The sequence below is a fragment of the Natranaerobius trueperi genome (genome assembly GCF_002216005.1).
Classification (GTDB): domain Bacteria; phylum Bacillota; class Natranaerobiia; order Natranaerobiales; family Natranaerobiaceae; genus Natranaerobius_A; species Natranaerobius_A trueperi.
In genome coordinates, this window is record NZ_NIQC01000008.1 from 1 (window position 1) to 23,205 (window position 23,205).

The following is a 23,205-nucleotide window of genomic DNA, read 5'->3' on the forward strand; positions in this document are numbered from 1 at the left end:
AGACCGAGATTTTGCATCAGGCTTCCTTCAGACTCCACCTCACGATGGACGCCCTTGCCATTTGCTAACAGTTCCTACCACCAAGCCTGTAGCGGACTTTCACCGCCTAGCTACCGCCCATGCAGGGAAAACTGAAAGAGCCATTTGATTTTGTAAAAAACAAATGACTCCTGTAAAGCTAATATTATTAAATTAAGAATGCTAGGATTATTACCTTAAGTTTTTTAGTACGTCTTCAAATTCCTTAGCTTCTTGGCACAATGTTTCTAATTCACTTTGAAACTCTTTTCGATCCTGATAAAAAAGTTCTAATCCCTGTCCTTCGATCATTTCTATAAAGCTTTCATCTTGAGATATTTCTTTGAAAGACTCATCTAAAAAGTCAAGGATTTCATCCGGAGTATCCTTTGGTGCATATGCTGATATGGGACCATATTTGGACATACCTAAAGCATCGTCAACTTCAGGGTATTCATCAATAGCTGGAATTTCTTCCTTAGATTCATAGGGCAAAGTAGCTAACATTTCTACTTTATTATCTTCATAATAAGGCAAGATGCCAGGCATAGCCCCAAAGTAAACATCAATATGTCCACCAGCAGTTTGTGTTGCTGCTTGTCCACCACTATCTTGGTGTACCACATTCAGATCATGACCCAGCTCTTTCAAGCTTAATCTCCAAACATCGTAAAGCATACTTGAATATCCTACAGTTAGTTCTCCTGGATTTTCTTTAGAGTATTCAAGTAAATCTTCTAGATCTTCAATACCTAATTTCTCTGCTGTATCTGCATTAATAGCTATAGAGTTTTGGTTCATAGCTATTCTAGAAACTGGTTCTATATCTTCGTAAGTATAGTCTACTTCATCAGCCAAACCTAAAGGTATGTAGGCAAAAGCGGTATCAGCAGTAACCAAAATTGTATAGCCATCAGGATCACTGTCGAGTACATGTTGAACACCTATAGTAAAAGAAGCTCCAGGAATATTTTCTACTATAACATTTGTTCCTAAGTGCTCCTCTGCATGAGCAGCAAGTGCCCTTGCAGTTACATCTAAAGAGCCTCCTGTTCCGGACGGAACAATAATTTCAATGTTATCTTTGGGATACTCCGTCCCTTCATTTCCTCCTGTTGTTTCCGTCCCTCCATCACAAGCTGCAAATGTGAATATTAGTACAATGCTCAAAAGTAAAACTCCAATCTTTTTACTAAACAAATTTATCCCCCTCCTTTAAATTTAAGTAGAATTTACAGAACAATTTAAATTTACCATAGAAATTATTTATGTGTAAAATAGGAAATTTCTATATATATTTACGAAATTATTATTAAAGTCTATAAATAACTCACTAATCTTTCTTTAATCATAATTTGTGTAATACAAACGAAGGAGTTAGATTATGAAAGCGGTTTTGTGCTCGTTAAGGTAACTTTTGAAAAAGATAAAATTACAGATGCTAGAATTAGAGAATCAACAGACAAAGGTATTACCGAATCGACTGGCTGGGAGCCATTTTATGAAGCAATGTAAGAACTTGTAGATAGGTTTATAGAGGAAAACTCTCTGATATCGAAGCTTATAGTGAAGCTACAGCCACTTCAAATAAGCTATGTGCTGTGTCAGTGTTCTTTAAAAATGCCCCCAGAACAATCTTAGGGTAACAATATCATAACAACTACAATTATATATATTACATTGACATAAATTAAAACTTAGTGTTAATATAGTTACCGTCTTTATTGTGTTAAAGAGTTAAAATGTAAAACAAAAGGGGAGAGATATATGCTTTTAAATCCAGTTTTTATTTCAGTTGCAGTAATGTTAAGTCTTAGTTTACTTAAACTAAATGTTATTATAGCTTTATTAGTCGCAGCTCTAGTTGGTGGTTACTTATCAGGAATAGGTCTTTCTGAGACCATGGAAGTATTAGTAGGTGGTATGAATGAAAATGCAAATACAGCTCTTAGTTATATCCTCTTAGGAGCACTTGCAGTAAGTGTACAAAAAACAGGTCTCATAAATATCTTTAGTAGAAACATTTCAAACCTATTTTATGGTAAAAAACTTTATTTAGTAGTAATGATAGCTTTAATTGCATCTTTATCACAGAATATATTTCCCGTACACATTGCCTTTATACCTATATTAATACCACCACTTCTTAGTATTTTTGATAATTTAAAGCTAGATAGAAGAGCTGTTTCATGTGCGTTAACATATGGTCTTAAAGCTCCATATGTCGCATTACCTTTTGGGTATGGTTTAATTTTTCATGAAACTATTTTTACTGCTTTAGAAGAAAATGGACTAGCTATAGCTTTAGGCGACATTCCAAAAGCTTTATTACTACCTGTTATTGGAATGACTATTGGTCTTTTTATAGCTATATTTATAACTTATAGAAAAGAACGCGATTATGGAGAACCTAATAACATTGGTAAAGATATTGAAATAGATGATACTCTTTCTTTTAATTTTAAACACGCAGTAAGTATTATAGCAATGGTCTCTGCAATTGTTACACAATACTTCACTGATTCACTTCCATTAGGAGCGTTATTTGCACTTTTTATTATGTTTGTAGGTAGAGCTATTAAATGGAATGAGATTAACGAGATGTTAAATAGTGGAATAACTATGATGGGTTATATTGCATTTGTCATGTTAGTTGCATCGGGTTATAGTGATGTATTAAGAGAGACCGGAGGTTTAGATTCTCTAGTTGAATCTTACGTAGTAATAGTAGGTGGTAGCCAAGCTATCGGCATTTTTGTTCTTCTTATAGTTGGACTTTTTGTTACCATGGGAATAGGTACTTCTTTTGGAACAGTTCCGATATTAGCCTCTTTATATGTACCCTTTGGTTTATCCCTTGAACTAAGCCCTATGGCAATCACAGCCCTTGTTGGAACTGCAGGAGCTTTAGGTGATGCAGGCTCACCTGCATCAGATAGTACCCTTGGACCTACAGCTGGACTTTCAGCAGATAAAAAACATGACCATATTTGGGATACTTGTGTTCCTACCTTTATCCATTTTAATATTCCATTAATGCTTTTTGGTTGGCTTTCCGCTATGATATTTTAAAAAAAGGTTCCAGGTTCTTTTTGATAAAGAACCTGGAACCTTTTTTAATACCCATTTTGATATCTAAATTCAACACCAAAAAATTCACTTGGTACTTCTTCAACTTTAGGATTATAATCTTTATTATCTAATGAAGTAACATCTTCTATCATTGGTACCATAAAGCCACTCCATATCCCTTCTGTATCAAGCCACTGAACATTAGGTTCTTCAATATCAGCAAGCTCAGAAGCTCTATCAACAGCTTCATCTAAACCACCTAAACCATCAACTAAATCTAGTTCATATGCCCTGGTTCCACTCATTATTTCACCTGTAGCTATCTCATAAACATCTTCTTTTGGTAGATCACGATAATTACTAACTTCACTTACAAAGTGTTCATACATTTCATCTGATAAGTTTTGTAAAATATTTCGTTCTTCTTCATCTAGACTCTCATAGCCGATATCTTTATGTTCACCTGATTTAATTACCTCGACTTCAACACCAATAGTATCATATAGTTCTTCTAAATTATAGATCACACTAATAACACCTATTGAGCCAGTTGTTGTAGTTTCATGTGCTTTTACACTATCTGCTGCAGCAGAAATATAGTATCCTCCAGAAGTTGCTGAGTCAGCCATTGATACAACAGTAGGTAACTCAAAATCATCTATGACTGAAGCAATTTCTTGAGAAGCTGCAACAGTCCCCCCAGGCGAATTTACTCGTAGAATTACAGCTTCAGCATTATTAAATTTAGCTTGTTGTAAACTTTCTCTTACTAAGCGTGGAGTTATATCAACATTAAAGTTACCAGTTTCAGTAATTTGCCCATCTAGTTCTATTACCTGTACTAAATCTTCTTGATCAACTTCTGATGAATCAAAAAATGAAATTATTGAGGTTAAACCAAACACCATAGTAAACATTCCCAATAAAATTAAAGCTGTAATTCCCACAAGCACTATCAAAAACTTAAATAAGAACATTTTTAAATTACTTTTCTCAGCCTGATTCATCACAATTCAACTCCTTCATTAAAGACAAATTAATTATCTATTTATTAGTATGTAAATTAAGTTCTTACATTATTTAATTTTCCATTCTACCCTAAAAAAAACCGTGGGACGTTCCCACGGTTATAAATTATTTAGTTCATAATCTTACATACATTATTAGTGTATTCAACCGGGTCATCTATTGATAATCCTTCAATTAGACATGCTTGATTATATAGTACATCGGTATACAATTTGAATTTATCTTTATCTTGTTCATATGCTTCCTTTAATGATTCAAAAACTTCGTGATTTACATTGATTTCTAACGCTTTCTCTGCTTGTATGTTTTGGTTATTTGGCATAGAGCTCAAAATCTTTTCCATTTCAATAGAAATTTCTCCATCATTTGCTAAACATACTGGGTGGTTCTTAAGTCTCTCTGAAGCCCTTACAGTCTTAACTTTATCAGATAAGATTTCTTTCATCTTACCAAACATTTCTTTATGTTCACTTTCCTTTTGTTCCTCTGAATCTTCGCCAGACTCAATTCCTAGATCTTTACTTGATACTGACTTAAACTCTTTCTCTTCATATGAGCCCATCATCTTAATAGCAAATTCATCTACCTCTTCTGTTAGATAAAGTATTTCATACCCTTTTTCCTTTACAAACTCTGTTTGTGGTAATTTATCTACTTTATCAACAGATTCACCTGTTGCATAGTAGATATACTTTTGATCTTCAGGCATTCTAGATACATACTCTTCTAGGGATACTAGTTTGCTTTCTTTTGAAGAGTAGAATAGTAATAAATCTTGTAATACTTCTTTGTTTTGTCCAAAGTCACTATATACTCCGTACTTTAACTGAGTTCCGAAAGAGTTAAAGAACTTTTCATAGTTTTCTCTATCATTATTCAGAAGGCTTTTAAGTTCTTTTTTAATCTTATTTTTGATATTTTTTGCAATTAGTTTTACCTGTCTATCTTGCTGTAACATTTCCCTGGAAATGTTAAGTGATAAATCTTCTGAATCAACTACACCTTTTACAAAACTAAAATAGTCAGGCAGAAGTTCTGGGCACTTGTCCATAATCAGAACTCCGTTTGAATATAATTCAAGACCTTTTTCATATTCTTTAGTATAGAAATCAAAGGGTACTCTTTCAGGGATAAATAGTACAGCTTTAAAGCTAATAGTACCTTCTGCATTAATATGAATATGCTTTACAGGTTCATCAAAACCATACTGTCTTTCTCTATAGAAGTTTTTATAATCTTCTTCAGTAAGTTCATTCTTATTTCTTTCCCAAATAGGTACCCTACTGTTTACAGTTTCTTCTTCTGTATATTCTTCATACTCTTCTTCATTATCATCTTTTGGTTTGGATTTAGTAATATCCATTTTTATTGGATATCTAATAAAGTCTGAATATTTCTTTACGATAGACTTTAAATTATGTTCATCTAAGTACTTTTCATAATCCTCATCTTCAGTACTTTCTTTAATCTTTAAAATTATATCCGTACCAACTGACTCTTTTTCACATGGAGTGATGGTATACCCCTCTATACCTTCAGACTCCCATTTATATGCTTTATCACTTCCAAAAGCTTTGCTTACTATTGTTACTTCATCAGCAACCATAAAAGCAGAATAGAATCCAACTCCAAACTGGCCGATAATATCTCTTCCATCTTTTAAGTTATTTAACTTTTTAAAATCTAATGAACCACTTTTTGCAATAACACCAATATTATTTTCTAACTCTTCTTCTGTCATCCCAATACCAGTATCAGAGATTTTAAGGCGTCTGTTTTCCTTATCAACACTGATTTTGATATAGTAATCTTCCTGATTAAATGTTACTGAATCATCACTCAATGACTTATAGTATAACTTATCAATAGCATCACTTGAGTTTGAAATAAGCTCTCTTAAAAAAATCTCCTTGTTTGAGTAAATTGAATTAATCACAATGTCTAAAAGTCTTTTCGTTTCCGCCTGAAATTGTTTCGTTGCCATGTTCTATCGCCTCCTTTTGTACACAATTATTATATCGACTCCCAATAAATATATACCAAATTTTAGTCTGAATTTCAATTGTTTTTATTTTTTTCGTAAGGTTTTAGACGTAATTCTAAAACTTTTAATATATTTTTCTAGAAATCAATAATTAACTTTAACAGAGCCAATATATAAAAAAACCCAACTGCTAAATTGATTGTAAAAGCAGCTGGGCAACTCTACTTATTCTAAACTTCTCCACATCTTTAGATAATCTTCTTTGGTGTATTGTGGTTGATAATATTCTTTTATATTCTTTGCCTCCCTAGCATCATCCCATAAAAGATCTATTATCATACAAGCCATAGCTTTAGCAGGGATCACATAGGCCATTGTAGGGTCAGTGATCTTATAGTCTCTCGCATGAGCTTTTCCTTCAACACCTCCTACATAAGGGTGTATAGCAGGCATTAACTGACTAATATCTCCCATATCTGTGGAACCTGCCACAGCTTTAATCGTTTCTAATCCATTATCACCTAATATAGCTTGTACATTATTACCATAAAGTTTATTCATGTTCGGATCAGCTTCTACAGGAAGGTAACCAGGAATCTCTTTAATATCAATTTCTGCTCCAATGGTATAAGCTCCTCCTTTTAAAGCTTTATTCACCTTTTTATTGGCATCTAAGATAGCATTGATATTACGGCCCCGCACATAAGTTTCCAACTTTACATCTGAAGGTACAATATTTACAAGATCTCCGCCCTTTGTAATAATAGGGTGAACTCTAATGGCATCCTCATCTTTAAAAGTCTCACGTTGAGCATGAATACCCATCAATCCGAGCATTGCAGCATTAAGAGCATTCACCCCTTGATGTGGAGCGGCTCCCGCGTGAGATTCTTGTCCTTTATAGATTACTTCCTTTCCAACAAACCCATTACTCCCACTCGAAACTTTAATTACGCGTTCCGGAGTTTCAGCTTGATGATGTACCATTGCTGCCATATCAATATCGTCAAAAATGCCTTGGCGGATCAATTCTTGCTTACCACCAAAAAATTCAATTTCTCCTTTTTCTTTTAATTTATTACGAAAATCTAATTCAACAAATTCTTCAGCTGGTACAGCAATAAAAGATAAATCCCCGCTAAGTTGTTCACTCAACCCACTACTGATTAAACCTAGTGCCGTGCCTAACATAACAGCAAGTTGTCCATGATGACCACAGGCATGTACAGCCCCAGTTTCAGGGTCGGCATCAGGATGATCACCACATGTAACCGCATCTAGTTCTCCTAGTACAGCAATACGATACTTATGACTTTTACCGGATACATCGGCACGAACACCTGTTCTTGCCATCCCTGACTTGTACTGTAAACCTAGTTCATCAAAAAATTCCATGACTTTACCCGCTGTACGATGTTCTTTAAATCCAAGTTCTGGATTATCCCAGATGTCATTAGCAAAATCGATAATTCTATCACTATTTTGCTCAATCTTTTGCATAACAGTTTGTTTAGCAGTTTCCTTATCCATGTTATATGGAGTCATAGATAGATCCCCCTTGTACAATATAGTTAGGTTCCCGACGGCACTATTGTTAGTCAAGAATTCACTGATTTTTGAAAAAATTATACTTGACTATTCATACCACGTCCCTATAATTCATTTGGTTTTTTTAAATTATTCCAAATAGATTAAGAGCTATATGCGCAACAATAGCAGAACCAACAAATGTACTCGTTAAAACCACGAAACCAAGTACAATGATTCTCCACCCCATAGCAGTAAATTTATCTATATCCTGGCCTATTGAAATACCAGCATAAGCGAGTACAGGTGTGGTTGTAGCCAGAAATGCCACATTGTTAATTTGATCTACCACCCATTCACTTCCCGGGGTCCAAGGAGTAGTAAATAAAATTGCAATTAATGAAACAAAAACAATCGGGGGCAATATTCTATTAAAAGTTTCACTTATCCACCATCCCACAAAAGCAAATGCTGCTAAAAGTAACATTCCTGGAAGTGCTTCAATTGGATTTATTTCAACATTTAACCAGTTACCTATTAGAGTGATAGCTGAAACAATCAGAAAAACTATAATAGCTTTACTAGCCTTCATCTAATAACCCTCCTCAACTTTAGTTTTAATTTTAAATATCGTAAAAATTCTACTTTCATGTCTTTGTTTGATGGCTATCAGAATCAAATTTTTCTCTATTTCCCTTCCATTTCGTTAATACTTTATAATACCTTTCTGCTAAAGGAATTGATATAAATATCATTACATAAATCCCAGTTGCAGAAGTTAAAATATTACTTGTCGCAGCAAATGATAGTATCTCGTCAGCACGCTCTGGAATCGCGGCTGCTACTGAACCTGAGGCAGCACTCATCATACTTGCTGAACCGATACCTGATGCCATACCAAGAGCATAAGGGTGAAAAATTCCTAAAGAAGATACAAGTCCTCCCATTAAACCATTCCAAATAGCACCAACTACTGTCCCGAAAATATAAATTCCAAGTACGCCACGTCCTTCAGCTCCGTCCAAACCATAATTATCACCAATAATAGCCAAAGAAGCTTCGCGAGCCTGAGAAAACGTAGCACCAATTGCTTCTCGTTTAAATCCTAATAAAACTGCAACTGGCATACCTATTGCTAATGTACCTAAGTTCCCTAATTCCTGTAAGAGAAGTGGCATCCCAGCTTCAAGAATAAGTGGTATATCGGGACCAACGTTAGCACCTAACCTTGCCATTAAAATTAGTACAGACAAGGTAATAAGTGGTGAAGCGTCGTTCATATCCTTTTTGTTTGCAATCTTCAAAAAACGAGGTCCCATAAAAATACCTATAACTAATGCATATAACATTGGTAGCAAAAGAACCGTCCCTGGTCCTAATGAAAAACTATATAAACCAATCAATTCAGCTACAATAGTAAGTACTAAAACAATGCCATGAAGTTTCCAATTAAACATAAAATCTTTTACACTTGCTTCACCATTGTTTTCCTTATCCACCTTAGCCATGTCAATCCCTCCTTCTTTTAGCTTAAGTTCACTAACTGTCGAATTTTTTTGATCACACATAAGTTGTAAAAGTTAAAATTTATTGATTATATTTTTATCACCTCCAACCTCTACATAATTCACTTTAGTAATTTAACTCAATGAATTGATATGTAAAATTTATATTCTACAAAGATCCTAACTTCCCTTCTTGATTTTGAGAAATTTAATTTTTTTATCTCCCTTTATTAATCAATTTACATTATTTTGTAAAAGATTCTTTTAGATTTAACTTTCTATCTCTAATCTTTAAATTTAAGATTGAATTTATCTCCAATTAAAATAGCTTATTTGATCTTACAATATTTAATTTTCTATAAATCACTAATAGAAACCTTTTTTCTTACTAGAATTTACAAAAACTGTTACAATCCACCATTAAGAGTGACACGTTGTTTTGTTTGAATTATATAAGTCTCTATAACATCGTCAAATTACTAAAAGTGCTTTCTAAAATTTGTTTTAAATGATACACTATTCTATGTTGAAAAGATAAGCTATTACAATAATATGAGGTGTTTATATGTGGATTATTTTAGCTGGAATTATTTTATTAATTGTTCTAGTTTATAATAGAATAAACGTTGTTATTGCTGCACCAATAGCAGTTTCATTTGTTTCTATTTTAAACGGGTATGCTCCCTTTGATGTGTTAACAGGTGAATATGTAGAAGAGACTAGTTACTTTATTAAAGACTTTTTGTTTATTTTTCTTTTGGGTGCGATCATGGGGAAAATAATGACAGATTCCGGAGCTACTCAAACTATTTCATTATTTATTGTAAAGACCTTAGGTGCAAAACGAGGTATTAGTGCTGTTCTAATCTCTAGTGCCCTTCTTACTTATGGAGGAATACCAGGTTTTGTAGTAGTATTTACTATCTACCCAATTAGTTTACCAGTATTTAAAGAAGCTAATCTACCTCGCTATCTTCTCCCTGCATGTTTTATGGGAGGTGTAGCTAATTTATCTATTCCCATGCCAGGTAGTCCACAAATACACAATATTATTCCAATGGAAAGTCTCGAGACAGGACCTCTAGCTGGTTTAATTCCAGGAGTTATTGGTACAATAGTTTCATTAACACTTGCAATCTTATACTTAGAGTTTAGAGCAAAAAGATCAAAAACTAATGGAGAAAGCTTTCAAGATAGTGAACAACTAGATGAAAAATTACTAACCTCTAACCCAAGTATAATTACGTCTCTGATACCTTTAATAATTGTAGTGACATCTTTATCCTTTTTTAATATCTCAATAATCGCAGCACTTACCCTTGGGGTATTAGTAGCAATAATTCTATTTTTTAAGTATCTTACATCAACTATTAATTCTATAAATAACGGTGTTAAAGATTCGTTACCACCTCTTTTATTTGCAGCTTCTGCAGTAGGGTTTGGGCTAACACTTCGATCATTTCCAGACTTTGAAGCTTTTTTACAGGCTATCATTGATCTACCTGTAAACCCATTGATAACATCTGCTTTAACAACAAATTTGGGTGCGAGTATTATGGGTTCTGCATCAGGTGGAATTGTACTTACTATGTCTTTAATAGAAGAAGGCTTAATAGCTCAACCTGATGGAGCTAATTTACACAGAATTATTGTCATGTCATCTACAGTATTTGATACTATACCATTTAATAATGGTTATCTAGGAATACTTGCTTTTATAGGGCTCTCCGTAAAAGATACCTATTTTGATTGCTTTATGACTACTATAGTCACCCCCCTTATTGGCCTTATGGTAGCTTTTGGATTAATGCTACTATAGCATAAAGAAGTACACCCAAACACGGGTGTACTAAAGCTCTGTTAATCTACTAACTCGATTTATTTTTCGAAGTAAAGCCATGACACCGAATAAAACTGATGATAGTTAATACAAAAATCAACATTGATATAAATATTACAAAGGTTGTAAATATACTAGTAACAACTGAAAAAAATCTACAATATTTGTTAATACTTCATCAGTACTAATTGTAGAAGAGCCAACTACTTCTTCCTCTGGAGATTCTTTAATAACTTCGATTGATTTTATATCATCTGTAGTAACAAATTACCAAAGTTTTTTATCTTTTGTTGAAATAATAGTAGCTGTTTCTTCATATGAACTAGTTTCTTTCTGTATTTTCAAGTTCTTGATATTATCATCTTCTAATATACCATAAAAAACTTCTTTACTCTGAGGTAAAGTTAAATTACCATGTGAGCCTGAAAAAGGTTTATTAGTATTATGAGTATAACTTGAAGTTTTAATTTTATCTATATTCCAACCATCTCTTTCTTTTGGTACAAAAGAGATTTTTATAGACTCTTTTTCTGTAAAAAATAAAAGAGCTCCTGTTTCTATTTTTTCATGATGAAGTATATTTGTGTTATCTTCACCTAAATCATCTAAAACTAAATCAAAGTCTTCTACTACATGATCACTAGTAACTACATCTTCCATAGCATTAACACTAAGATAAAAAAAGCATAGAAAATATAAGTTAGTATAAACAGGCCAAATATTAATATCAATAATTTCAAAAGTTCCTTTGGTTTAAAGATATTTTTTATTTTAGTATTAGGTTCTGATTGTAATCCTTTGTCTAATATAAACTTTTTTGTATTCTGTAACTCTTCATTTGTATCAAATACTCGTTTGGGAATTACTAAGTATTGATTATTTTTTAATTGTACGTAGATTATTTTATCTAGTTCCTTAACCCTATCCATAAAGTTCCATCTATACAAGCTTTCCCCATATGAACTACTCTTTTTTATACCATCATCATCTATCACTAATTCTTGATAACCTTCAATATAATCACTTTTACTAAACACTGATTTAATATTATCTTTCATCAGACCTCTATAAAACCAGACTGCTATTCCAGATATAAGTAAGCTAAATAAAATAAATATTAAATGAAAGCTCGTTAATAATACTAGTATTACTGTTAGAAGTATAAATAGCGATAGATAAATCAGATAAGTTTTGATATCACTTCGTCTTCTAATTCCTCTAATTCATCTTTTTGATATTTAAATCTAAATCTTTCATCCATTAATATCACCTACTTCCTAGAACTATATTTCGTAAAAAAAGAGCTCCTAAGACTTTTAGAGTCTATTGAAGCCCTTAATTTAAATCCATTCGCTTGTGGTTACTTACGCGGCCCTACAATGAACTTGATAGCTGTCCTTTGTTCCCCATCAATCTCGATATCAATAAAAGCTGGAATAAAAACAAGATCAATACCACTAGGGGCTACAAACCCGCGAGCTATAGCAATAGATTTTGTACACTGATTAATAGCTCCTGCTCCAATAGCTTGTAATTCTACTTTTCCACGTTCCCTAATCACTCCTGCAAGTGCACCTGCAACTTTATTTGGGTCTGACTTTGCTGATACTTTTAACATTTCCATTATTAATACCTCCTAATTTTTGGCCGCTACTATATACTATTATAGATATTTTAAATAATACCTTTATTTTTCTAATTTTTATTACATAGAGACTCAACTAGTCACTTTGCCAACCATTAATTTACAGTATTAGGGCGAAAAGCCCACGAAGAGTAATATACCGCAAAAAGGTATTATGTTATGGTTTTTAATTAATTGTTAGACAGTCTGACGCATGAATGCGTGGGGTGTAACTTTTCCTACCAGCCACATCACTTCCATATTTCTAGTTGCTTCCATTTCTATTCTACGTGAAGACCTTATCTTATTCATATAACAATATATGTACAACTTAAGTAAGTGTTTTCTTTTATATGGCTTTTATCAAGCATTATTGCCAGAATAAGTTTTAAATCCGATTTCTTCTAAATTAAGGCTATCAACATAAGTGTCAATTACTCTTACAGGATTATCTTCACTAACATAGTCATCTAATGTATTTGGAAATAAATTAATTTGATTTCTATCTATGCTTTCAATAAAAGCCATCGCTATCAACTCCTATATTATATAAATTCGACAGCAATGGCTAATTTCATCTTTTTTATAACAAATATTCGTTTAATTGTTAGACAGTCTGGCGTGTGGAGTGTCAACTATATACTTGTACTTATTAGTTCGCCCTGGTTTTTATCAGTAGGGTTTCATTAGAGACCAGTTTCTAAAATATTGCTATGTAGTTAAGAGAAGATAAGGGGGGGGAAGAAGAGTTATTGATGGAGTAACACTAGAAGTTGAAACAGATGAGCAACTAACGAATTAACATTCTCTACAAAATAGTCTTCCACACCTATAACAAGTTATAGGATTGATATCATCTAATTTATCCCCTATTTTCTTGATAGGAATAATTATGGATTGTACAAAACTTTCTGTATGTTTTTCCCAAAGCTCTTTGTATTCTTGGATTAATTCAAATGCTGCATCTTTTGCTTTTTCTCGAACCAGTTTTTCAGTAAGTAAAAATACACCGCCTCTTAAAGTAGCCATAATTCCAATGCCTACTAGAAAATGAGTAATTAATGAAGAATTCCCTCCAGCAGAAATAAGCATTCCCAAGAATAATGTTGCAATACCTATAAAAACCACGTATAACATATATATCGCTCCTTTTCCTAATTTATAGAGTAGAATTGAAAAGGTTGATAGTGTTAACTAAATCATCGACTCTTACATAATAAAGATATATAATCAAAATGTCAATACTATACTCTGTTAAAGTATTTAACTCTTTATAGTTATTTAATAATTATAAAATAAATGAGGAACATTTGGTACTTCTACTTGAAAATATACCAAATCTAACTAACTCCTTACTATGCAAGGCTTTGAATTATGGTATATGTACTATAACTTGTACCAAAGGTTTTATTTTAGAGTTGAAAAAAGGTTAATTAACACAGGATTCTACCTTAAAAGTCGCAGTTTTCCACTACGACTTTTAATAGAATTAGTGAATAAAGCTCATGCTGATTTTATGACATGTTCGAAAGACTGGTAATTCACAGGTTATTATCAAATTAAAACTAAATAATGTGAAATTATTACCAAATTAACCTTGTTTAATAAAGTAGAATAACCCATTATAATTCCTTCGTAATTTGTCAAGGCTTGAAGGATCCTCATAGTTTTTTACATTTAAATGGTCTACTTCTACTTGAGTTTTATTTACTCCTTCTTTTACAGCCTACGCCATCTGTTCAACTTATAAGATTGAATTGTCTACTAACATTATCATTTAGTAGAGCAGATATATTAGCGAAAAATGCAAAAGAAGCTCTTTAAAGACCAAAAAGTTTTTAAAAATACCCATGTTTCGAGAAAAATGTCTCCAAATAAATAGTAAGAACTAAATTCTTTAAATATCATAATTATATCGCTCCAATATCCTGTATATGAAAATAAAAAATTTCAAATAATAGATTATTGACCAGTATTGTTCATGATAAAATTTTCAGTTAAACGTTTGTTATTGTAATAAATCAACAATTACCAACAATAATAAAAGAATAAAACTTATAAGGAGGTCGAAAATAATGTGGAAAAAATTAAGTTATCTAGCTTTAGCAGGATTAATGACATTTAGTTTTACTGCCTGTGAACCGGAACAAGATCAGGAAGAGCCTGGTGGTGAAGAGACAGAACAAACAGACAAACAATACGACATAGCTGTTATCGGTGGTGGTGGTGCAGGTTTAGCAGCTGCCACATCCGCTGCTGAAGAAGGAGCTGATGTAGTAGTCGTTGAAAAGAGGCCTATGTTGGGCGGAAACACTCTTTGGGCAACCGGTGGATTAAATGCCGCTGAAACTCTTTACCAGGAAGAAGAAGGTACTGAAGATAATGTCGAAACTTTCTATGAAGATACTATGGAAGGCGGAGACCATGAAAACATATCTGAACTAGTAGAGATTTTAACCGAAGAGTCCGCTGATAGTGTTGTGTGGCTTGAAGACTATGGAGCCGATCTTAGTGATGTAGGTACTTTAGGAGGACACAGTAACCCGAGAACTCATAGACCCGCAGGAGGAGAACCTGTAGGACCAGAAGTAGTAAATACCTTGGAATATGCTGCTGAAAAGCAAGGAGTTGACTTCCTACTAAATACTAAAGGAGTAGAGATTTTGACTGAAGAAGATGATGTTTCTGGAGTTCATGTAGAAGAAGAAGAAAAAGCTTATGACATAAATTCTGAAAAAGTGATTGTGGCTACCGGAGGTTTTGGTGCCAATGAAGATATGATAACAGAATATGCCCCCGAACTAGAAGGGTTCGCTACTACTAACCATCAAGGCGCTACTGGCACAGGTATTGAAATAGCTCAGGAAGTAGGAGCAGATGTAATAGATATGGAAATGATTCAAATTCATCCCACAGTAGAAGTAGAATCAGGAAGATTGATCACTGAAGCGGTTCGAGGTAATGGTGCAGTTCTTTTAAATAAAGCCGGAGATAGATTCATAGACGAATTGGATACTAGAGAAGTAGTATCCGAAGCAATATTAGAACAAAAAGGACAGAGTGCTTTCTTGTTTTTTGATGATAGCCTGAGAGATTCTTTGGGAGCTATAGAAGATTATGTTGATCAAGGCATGGTAACAGAAGGAGATAACATCGAAGAGCTAGCAGAAAAACTAGACTTCCCTGCTGACTCAATAGAAGAAACTGTTGATACTTACAATTCCTACGTAGACAAAGGAAAAGACGAAGACTTTGGACGTGAAGACATGAATATGACTTTAGAAGACGATCCATATTATGCAATTGAGATCACACCAGCTACCCACCATACTATGGGTGGACTACACATCGACACAGAAGCACGTGTTCTTGACGAAGATGGGGAACCTATTTCAGGATTGTTCGCTGCCGGTGAATGTACCGGGGGTATTCACGGTACTAATCGTCTAGGTGGTAATGCCTTAACTGACATTACTGTCTTTGGACGAATTGCCGGTGAGACAGCTGCTTCTGAACTTAATAATTAAACATATTAACAGTATGCCATTAAATATGTTATTATTTTAGGAGTAGGGGGTAGATAATTAATTTAGCTACCAACCTCTCACACCACCAAGGGGACCGTCCGGTACTTGGCGGTTTAATGGTTTGAGTACAGTACCTCGTATCTTTTGGATATATCTTCACATCCAATTGATGCGAGGTATTCATTTGTTAATGACCTCGATAGTATCCAGCTGTTAGCTCTTAAACCTCCACAAGTACATTTGAATTCTACGCATAATCCATTCGTCAAGGGAAGTAATTCTGTTCTTCATATCTGCAATTGCAAAATAACCTAACCATCCTGTGTGAATATTTTAAGTTCTTTAAGTGTCTGTTGAATTGACCTACCACGTTTACGACTTGTTATCTGTCGAACTCTGTCCTTGAACCGTTCTATAGACTTTGGTGCGGTTGTATTCCAGCCTTCCACCTAGATTTGTAGAGATAGAAACCAAGTAGTTTTAAGTTCTCCTCAAGGTACTTTATACAAATAGTCATTACTCTTTCAGCGGCTCCCTTACTCTCTAACGTAAATAACACAGTCATCGGCATACCTCACAAATTTATGTCCTCTACTTTCGAGTAGACGATCAAAACTAGTTAGGTAAATGTTAATTGTGTAGCGTCAATCGAATTGATTGGCACTATATTTATACAGCCGCTTGTGCTTGATAATTACGATACTCTAGTGGTGTCATGCACTTCAATCTTTTTTGATAACGATTATTGTTGTAGTAATCTATATATTCTTCTATGGCACACTTGAGACTTTCAAACTTTTGAAGGTGATACATTTCGGATTTCAATATCCGCAGAAACCTTCCATAGGACCATTATCGATACAGCCCCAACACGAGACATGCTTTGAACCATGCCAGCTTGATTCAGCTTCTTTCTAAATACTTTGCTGGTATACTGAAGACTACGATCACTATGGAAAATAAGTTTTGCATTAGGGTGATTTTCAATAGCTTTATCAAAGGTTTCAAATACAATTACATTGATGCTTTCTTTCCACCACCATAATTGAATTCAGTAACATCTGTAACCCAAAGTACTTTCTTTTTCTACGGCATACGACTTCAAGCCAACGCTTCGCATAATACGATAAATTCTTTTATGGTTAATAATTATGTTCTGTTCACGACGAATTTTAATTGTCATCTGGCGGTAACCAAATTGCCATTTCTTTCTATCATATGCCCTATAATGAGATTTAAGAGATGATCATTTTCCAACTCTCTTTGGCTTTTTTCTCGACGAAGCCATTTGTAATATGCTGAACGATTAACATCTAATATTTCACAAAGAGTTTATATCGGATAGCCTTTTTCTAAAGATAAGGTCTGAATAGCAAGGTATTTATACTGATTGTTAACGGGCTTAGCGTCGCCTCCTTACGATCTCCTCCAACTTTTTTAATAGTTCGTTTTCCATTTCCAAACGCTTCTTTTAAGCTTTCAGTAGCTTCTTGTCAGCCTCAAGTTTCTCAACTTCTCACACTGCTGGTATGAAACCTGATACTCACTAGCTATCTCATTATAGTTCTTGTCATTTTCTATGCAATACTTAACGATTGCAACCGCTCTTCTATAGTAGTTGTTCTTCCTTTGGTCATGATTTGATTTCCTCCTAAACCAGATGATTTAATTTCCTCATGACATTATACTTCATAATCCAATTTTTGAGTTAATAATTTGATCTTAATCCCTATTTTAAGCTAATTTCCCACAAAGAACCTTTTTCTGCTAGATAATCTTCTATAGCTTTAAATTTTAGCTCCTTAGAATAGGAAGTATTCTTGACTGTAGGAAATAATTCCACTCTCCCTTTTGACCTTTTAAATAAGCCTCTACAACTGCTGCTTTAACTTCAGGTAACACCTTAGGTTTTCTACCCATAATACAAAACTCCCCTCATAATAAACAGTTATATTATTTTAACTGTCTACTATAAGGGGAGCATATCAAACAAAAGAACTGTTTTACTATAAAAAGTATTAAGTGTTAGTACAATTTATCTCATTTAAAATTTCTAGACCAAATAAAAGAATTCAATCTAGCTATTGCTATTATATAAGTAAACTCTAACAATCTCCTGTTTTACGACTTGTTTCAAAGTAATTATTAAATTCTTTGATCAGAGCAGGTACAACCTCATATAAATCTCCCACAATACCATAAGTGGCAATATCAAATATAGGAGCATCAGGGTCTTTATTTATAGCAATAATTACATCTGATGTTTGCATTCCAGCCATGTGTTGTATTGCTCCTGAAATCCCACATGCTATATATAACTTTGGTGCCACAGTTTTTCCCGTTTGACCTACTTGATGATGGTGGGGGATCCATCCTGCATCAACTGTTGCTCTTGATGCTCCAACAGCCCCACCTATAGCCACAGCTAGTTCTTCAATTAATTTAAACCCTTCAGGTTCACTTAATCCTCTACCTCCGGAAACAATAATTTCAGCATCCTCTAAGTTTACTGTCTGCGTAGTATGTTGGATAATATCAATTATTCTTGTTCTTAATTCTTGTGGTTTATCTTCTAAGTTAACTTCGATAATCTCTCCTTGCTTTGCATAATCTGGTTTATCTTTTTTCATAACCTTGGGTCGTACGGTTGCCATTTGCGGTCTACCTATAGGACACAGAATTGTGGCCATAATATTTCCACCGAATGCTGGCCTTGTTTGTTCTAGAAGCCTTTTCTCTTTATCAATTGTTATTTTCGTACAATCTGCAGTAAGACCAGTCCTTAATCGTACTGCTACTCTAGCAGCTAAATCTCTACCATTATTTGTTGCACCAAATAGGACTATTTCTGGCTTATAAGTTTTGATAATATTATCCATGGCATGAGTATATAATTTTGTATTATAGTTTTTATATTCACTTCCTTGAACTAAATATAGTTTATCAGCCCCATATGCGAAAACTTCATTGGCCTTAGATTTTATTTTGTCACCTATCAATACTCCACCTACATAAGTGTTTAAATCTTTTGCTAGTTCTTTAGCTTTACTTAATAATTCAAAAGAAACTTCTAAGGGTTCACCGTCAACATGTTCTATATAAACCCATACACCTTCATAACTATCATCAACTTCGGCTTTTGTTTCTTTTTTTGCAACTTCAATTGCACCCACTGGACACTCATCTTCACATGCCCCGCAAAGCGTGCAATTATCCGTTATTTTAGCAATATTATTTTCCATTTCTATTGCTCCAGGATAAGGACATGCATGTAGACACAGTTCACAACCCGTACATTTTTCTTCTATAATTCTAACTGACATTTATACCCCTCCCTTCATAATTATACAATTTTCAAATCTAATATTTTTCCTACTAATTTTTTAGCTGCTTCTTCTGGTTCTCCGGAAATCATTTCACCTTCCCCCCGACTTTCAGGTGGAAACACAGTCCTTACTTCTGTAGGTGAACCGTCTAAACCAAGTAAATTCGGATCAGTGTCCAGATCTTTAGCCACTAGCACCGGTATTTCCATTTTACTAGATCTCATAATCCCTTTAATACTAGGATATCTCGGATTATTAACAGACTTCTCTACTGTAAGTACTGCTGGAAGGCTAACATTCATTACGTGGGTTGCTCCCTCAACTAATCGTTTTAACCTAATCTTATCATCATTAACCTCATCAATTTCTTGAACATAAGTGACTTGAGGAAAATCTAAATGCTCTGCAATTCCTGGACCAACTTGAGCAGTGTCTCCATCTATTGCCTGTTTTCCACATAAAATCAGATCATAATCACCTAATTTTTTGATTGCTCTAGAAAGAGTATAAGAAGTGGCCCATGTATCAGAACCAGCGAAAGCCTTATCACTTAATAAATAAGCATCATCTGCACCCATAGACACACATTTCTTCAAAGCATCTTTTGCTTGAGGTGGTCCCATAGTAATAACGGTCACCTTACCACCAAATTTCTCTCTGATTTGAAGTGCTGCTTCAACAGCATTTTCATCAAAGGGATTAACAATACTTGGTACTCCTTCGCGGATCAATGTATTAGTCTCTGGATCTAGTTTAACTTCCGAAGTATCAGGCACCTGTTTTATACATACAATTATATTCATTTTCCTCCCCCTTTCAGTTTGTAAACAATCTTTAATCTAGTTTCACTTTAGGTCGAGGGCTGTAACTATTACAGCCCTCAATCTTCTAGTTATTTAAGCATTGGAATATTAACATTCTTCTCTTTTGCAATTTTTTTCGCTATATCGTAGCCTGCATCAGCATGTCGTATAATTCCCATTCCTGGATCACTAATTAAAACCCGTTCAATTTTTTCAGCCGCGAGTTCAGTGCCATCGGCTACCATTACTTGACCTGCATGAATGGAATAGCCCATACCAACTCCACCACCGTGATGAACACTTACCCAACTAGCACCATTACATGCGTTAATTAAAGCATTTAATATTGGCCAATCTGCAATAGCATCACTTCCATCTTTCATCCCTTCAGTTTCTCTATTAGGTGAGGCTACAGAACCACAATCTAGATGGTCCCTACCAAACACAATTGGTGCCTTGAGTTCACCATTAGCAACCATTTCATTTATCTTTAAACCAAATCTATGTCTATCACCATAACCTAACCAACAGATCCTTGAAGGTAACCCCTGCCAGCTAACTTCTTTTTGAGCCATTTTAATCCAATTAACAAGTGCTTCATCTTCTTCAAACATTTCCATAACAGCTTGGTCTGTTTTATAAATATCCTCTGGATCTCCAGATAAAGCAGCCCATCTAAAAGGCCCTTTTCCTTCGCAAAATAGGGGTCTAATATATGCAGGAACAAATCCTGGGAAGTCAAAAGCATTCTTCACACCTTTTTTCTGAGCTTGTGCCCTTATATTATTTCCGTAATCAAAGGTCTCTGCTCCCGCCTTTTGCATATCAAGCATAGCTTGAACATGAAGTGCAATAGATTCTAAAGATCTATCTGAGTACTTTGATGGATCTTTTTCTCTAAGCTTAGCGGCTTCATCTAATGTCATACCATGGGGAACATAACCATTAACTATATCATGAGCACTAGTTTGATCTGTAACAATATCTGGAATGGCATTACGCTTAACTAGCTCTGGATATATTTCAGCACAGTTTCCAACTAGTCCAATTGAAATTGCTCTACTCTCATCTTTATTCTCTTTAACTATCTTTAGAGCTTCATCTAAACTTTCAGTCATCACATCGCAGTAGCCTTCTTTAATTTTTCTTTCGATACGTTTTTTATCAACTTCAACCACTAAAATCGCTGCACCTGCCATTTTCCCTGCTAAAGGTTGTGCTCCACTCATACCTCCCATACCACCTGTTAAGATAAATTTACCAGAGAGGTCAGGAGTTCCAAATACCTTCTTTGCTGCTTCAACAAAACTTAAATACGTCCCTTGTAATATTCCTTGAGCACCAATGTAAATCCAGCTACCAGCAGTCATTTGTCCATACATCATAAGCCCTTTCTTTTCTAATTCAAAAAAATTATCCCAATTAGCCCAAGCTGGTACTAAATTCGAGTTAGCTATCAATACTCTTGGTGCCATTTCAGTTGTTTTAAAAACCCCTACGGGTTTGCCTGATTGAACTAATAATGTTTCATCGCCGGCTAGTTTTTTTAATGAACTAATTATCCCCTCATAACACTCCCAATTTCGTGCAGCTCTACCGATACCTCCATACACGACTAAATCCTCTGGTTTTTCAGCAACTTGGGGATCAAGATTATTCATAAGCATTCTCATTGCTCCCTCTTGTACCCATCCCTTACAATTCAATTGATTTCCGTGAGGTGCTCTTATACTTTTAGACATAATCAAACCTCCTAATTGTTTATAAATAAAACCAATTTAAACTCACTATCTATAAGACCGATATTTTATTTCAGTGCATGACCTGCTATAACCATTTTCTGAACTTGTGAAGTTCCCTCAAAGATCTCTAAAATTCTTTGATCTCTATAAAAACGTTCAACAGGATACTCCTTCATATAACCGTAACCACCATGAAGTTGAACAGCTTTATGAACCACTCGATTTGAGGCTTCAGCTGCGAAAAGTTTAGCCATTGCTGCTTCTTTAGAAATATTTTTTTGTATATCTTTAGTAAAAGCTGCTCGATAAGTGGCTAATCTTGCCATCTCAACATCAGTTGAGATTTCAGCAATCATCCATTGTAAACCTTGGAATTTAGCTATTGGCCGATTAAACGCTTCTCTTTCTTTTGTATATTCTACTGAGGCATCAAAAGCTGCTTGTGACAAGCCAACTCCCATAGACGCAATCCCAATTCTTCCTCTATCAATAACTTGCATAGCAATCCTAAAACCATCACCTTCTTTACCTAGGAGATTTTCTTTTGGTATCCTACAATCTTCAAAGATAACTTCATGGGTTCTAGCTCCCCTAATACCCATTTTGTCATCTCCAGAACCTATTTTTAGGCCAGGTGCGTTTTTATCAACAATAAACATACTCATACCTTTGGTACCTGCATCTTTATCGGTTTTTGCTAATACTGTCATCACATCAGCATAAGCTCCATTTGTTATAAAATGTTTTACTCCGTTTAGTACGTACTCATCTCCATCTAATTTTGCTGTAGTTTTCAAAGCCCCTACATCCGTCCCTGCGTTAGGTTCAGTTAAGCAAAAAGCGGCTAAATAATCTCCTTCTAACGCTGGTCTAAGAAATTTTTGTTTTTGTTCTTCGTTACCAGCTAAATAAATTGCATCAAAACCTAAATAGTGAGCAGTTATAATTGACCCTGTTGCAGCACAAGAGTATGTGATTTCTTCAAAGGCAATAGCTTCACTAATAGAACTTGCTCCTCCACCTCCATATTTTTCTGGATAGGCAATCCCCATCAATCCATACTTTGCCATTTCTTTCACACTTTCCATGGGAAACTCATTATTCTGATCAACTTCTTCAGCTTTAGGTGCTAGCATTTCTTGACCAAATTGTCGAACCATATTTTTGACACTTTGTTGCTCTTCTGTTAATTGAAATTTCAAAGTTAT

Annotated in this window: 21 protein-coding genes and 2 pseudogenes; 3 read left to right on the plus strand and 20 right to left on the minus strand. The window is 34.4% G+C overall.

The window, feature by feature from the left end; genetic code table 11:
* Positions 1-210: 210 nt before the first annotated feature.
* A complete protein-coding gene (locus CDO51_RS04890) occupies positions 211-1,218 on the minus strand; it encodes a tripartite tricarboxylate transporter substrate binding protein (protein WP_158212326.1) in 1,008 nt (335 codons plus the stop codon).
* A gap of 567 nt (positions 1,219-1,785) precedes the next feature.
* On the opposite strand from CDO51_RS04890, the gene CDO51_RS04895 reads away from it, so the two are divergent.
* A complete protein-coding gene (locus CDO51_RS04895; protein ID WP_089023191.1) occupies positions 1,786-3,090 on the plus strand; it encodes a Na+/H+ antiporter family protein in 1,305 nt (434 codons plus the stop codon).
* Positions 3,091-3,134: 44 nt separating this feature from the next.
* Here the strand turns inward: CDO51_RS04895 and sppA are convergent, their stop codons facing one another.
* The 5 genes from sppA to CDO51_RS04920 all read right to left on the minus strand — a co-directional run bounded on the left by sppA (position 3,135) and on the right by CDO51_RS04920 (position 9,087).
* Positions 3,135-4,097: a signal peptide peptidase SppA gene (gene sppA, locus CDO51_RS04900; protein WP_089023192.1), complete on the minus strand. Its 963-nt coding sequence runs from the start codon at positions 4,095-4,097 to the stop codon at positions 3,135-3,137.
* 131 nt (positions 4,098-4,228) lie between these two features.
* Complete coding sequence (gene htpG, locus CDO51_RS04905) at positions 4,229-6,103, minus strand: molecular chaperone HtpG (protein ID WP_089023193.1); 1,875 nt, start codon at positions 6,101-6,103, stop codon at positions 4,229-4,231.
* A gap of 225 nt (positions 6,104-6,328) precedes the next feature.
* Complete coding sequence (locus CDO51_RS04910; protein WP_205842112.1) at positions 6,329-7,648, minus strand: amidohydrolase; 1,320 nt, start codon at positions 7,646-7,648, stop codon at positions 6,329-6,331.
* A gap of 127 nt (positions 7,649-7,775) precedes the next feature.
* Complete coding sequence (locus tag CDO51_RS04915; RefSeq protein WP_089023194.1) at positions 7,776-8,222, minus strand: hypothetical protein; 447 nt, start codon at positions 8,220-8,222, stop codon at positions 7,776-7,778.
* 55 nt (positions 8,223-8,277) lie between these two features.
* Positions 8,278-9,087: a DUF3100 domain-containing protein gene (locus CDO51_RS04920; RefSeq protein ID WP_089023253.1), complete on the minus strand. Its 810-nt coding sequence runs from the start codon at positions 9,085-9,087 to the stop codon at positions 8,278-8,280.
* A 613-nt stretch (positions 9,088-9,700) separates the two neighbouring features.
* Between CDO51_RS04920 and CDO51_RS04925 the strand changes: the two genes are divergently transcribed.
* Complete coding sequence (locus CDO51_RS04925; RefSeq protein WP_089023195.1) at positions 9,701-10,954, plus strand: GntP family permease; 1,254 nt, start codon at positions 9,701-9,703, stop codon at positions 10,952-10,954.
* Positions 10,955-11,242: 288 nt separating this feature from the next.
* Here CDO51_RS04925 and CDO51_RS04930 read toward each other — a convergent pair whose 3' ends face one another.
* The 6 genes and pseudogenes from CDO51_RS04930 to CDO51_RS04950 all read right to left on the minus strand — a co-directional run bounded on the left by CDO51_RS04930 (position 11,243) and on the right by CDO51_RS04950 (position 13,736).
* On the minus strand, positions 11,243-11,635 hold the full coding sequence (locus tag CDO51_RS04930; RefSeq protein ID WP_089023196.1) for a hypothetical protein: 393 nt from the start codon (positions 11,633-11,635) through the stop codon (positions 11,243-11,245).
* On the minus strand, positions 11,623-12,033 hold the full coding sequence (locus CDO51_RS04935) for a YcxB family protein (RefSeq protein ID WP_089023197.1): 411 nt from the start codon (positions 12,031-12,033) through the stop codon (positions 11,623-11,625). The genes CDO51_RS04930 and CDO51_RS04935 overlap by 13 nt, the downstream gene beginning before the upstream one ends.
* 302 nt (positions 12,034-12,335) lie before the next feature.
* Positions 12,336-12,599 carry a stage V sporulation protein S gene (locus tag CDO51_RS04940; protein ID WP_089023198.1) on the minus strand — a complete coding sequence of 88 codons (264 nt, stop codon included), beginning with the start codon at positions 12,597-12,599 and terminating at the stop codon, positions 12,336-12,338.
* Between the two features lie 198 nt (positions 12,600-12,797).
* Positions 12,798-12,944: pseudogene (locus tag CDO51_RS04945) on the minus strand (transposase); the annotation flags it as partial.
* A gap of 18 nt (positions 12,945-12,962) precedes the next feature.
* Positions 12,963-13,127 carry a hypothetical protein gene (locus tag CDO51_RS13740; protein WP_158212327.1) on the minus strand — a complete coding sequence of 55 codons (165 nt, stop codon included), beginning with the start codon at positions 13,125-13,127 and terminating at the stop codon, positions 12,963-12,965.
* Positions 13,128-13,397: 270 nt separating this feature from the next.
* On the minus strand, positions 13,398-13,736 hold the full coding sequence (locus CDO51_RS04950) for a hypothetical protein (protein ID WP_089023200.1): 339 nt from the start codon (positions 13,734-13,736) through the stop codon (positions 13,398-13,400).
* A 938-nt stretch (positions 13,737-14,674) separates the two neighbouring features.
* On the opposite strand from CDO51_RS04950, the gene CDO51_RS04955 reads away from it, so the two are divergent.
* Entirely contained in the window at positions 14,675-16,126 is a 1,452-nt protein-coding gene (locus CDO51_RS04955; protein ID WP_089023201.1) for a flavocytochrome c, read from the plus strand.
* A gap of 213 nt (positions 16,127-16,339) precedes the next feature.
* Here CDO51_RS04955 and CDO51_RS15300 read toward each other — a convergent pair whose 3' ends face one another.
* The 8 genes and pseudogenes from CDO51_RS15300 to CDO51_RS04990 form a co-directional block, all read right to left on the minus strand.
* Positions 16,340-16,417, minus strand: a complete 78-nt coding sequence (locus tag CDO51_RS15300; protein ID WP_420811481.1) for a hypothetical protein — start codon at positions 16,415-16,417, stop codon at positions 16,340-16,342.
* Positions 16,418-16,795: 378 nt separating this feature from the next.
* On the minus strand, positions 16,796-16,951 hold the full coding sequence (locus CDO51_RS15305; protein WP_089023202.1) for an IS3 family transposase: 156 nt from the start codon (positions 16,949-16,951) through the stop codon (positions 16,796-16,798).
* A gap of 226 nt (positions 16,952-17,177) precedes the next feature.
* Positions 17,178-17,339: pseudogene (locus tag CDO51_RS15310) on the minus strand (IS3 family transposase); the annotation flags it as partial.
* Between the two features lie 581 nt (positions 17,340-17,920).
* A complete protein-coding gene (locus tag CDO51_RS14915) occupies positions 17,921-18,046 on the minus strand; it encodes a hypothetical protein (RefSeq protein WP_276206990.1) in 126 nt (41 codons plus the stop codon).
* Positions 18,047-18,231: 185 nt separating this feature from the next.
* Positions 18,232-19,449, minus strand: coding sequence for an electron transfer flavoprotein subunit alpha (locus tag CDO51_RS04975; protein ID WP_089023204.1), 1,218 nt, complete (start codon positions 19,447-19,449; stop codon positions 18,232-18,234).
* Between the two features lie 20 nt (positions 19,450-19,469).
* The gene (locus CDO51_RS04980) at positions 19,470-20,255 is read right to left on the minus strand and encodes an electron transfer flavoprotein subunit beta/FixA family protein (RefSeq protein ID WP_089023205.1); all 786 of its coding nucleotides are present in this window, start codon (positions 20,253-20,255) and stop codon (positions 19,470-19,472) included.
* A gap of 89 nt (positions 20,256-20,344) precedes the next feature.
* Positions 20,345-21,997, minus strand: coding sequence for a urocanate hydratase (gene hutU / locus CDO51_RS04985; protein WP_143824682.1), 1,653 nt, complete (start codon positions 21,995-21,997; stop codon positions 20,345-20,347).
* A 65-nt stretch (positions 21,998-22,062) separates the two neighbouring features.
* Positions 22,063-23,199 carry an acyl-CoA dehydrogenase family protein gene (locus tag CDO51_RS04990; protein WP_089023207.1) on the minus strand — a complete coding sequence of 379 codons (1,137 nt, stop codon included), beginning with the start codon at positions 23,197-23,199 and terminating at the stop codon, positions 22,063-22,065.
* Positions 23,200-23,205: the final 6 nt, after the last annotated feature.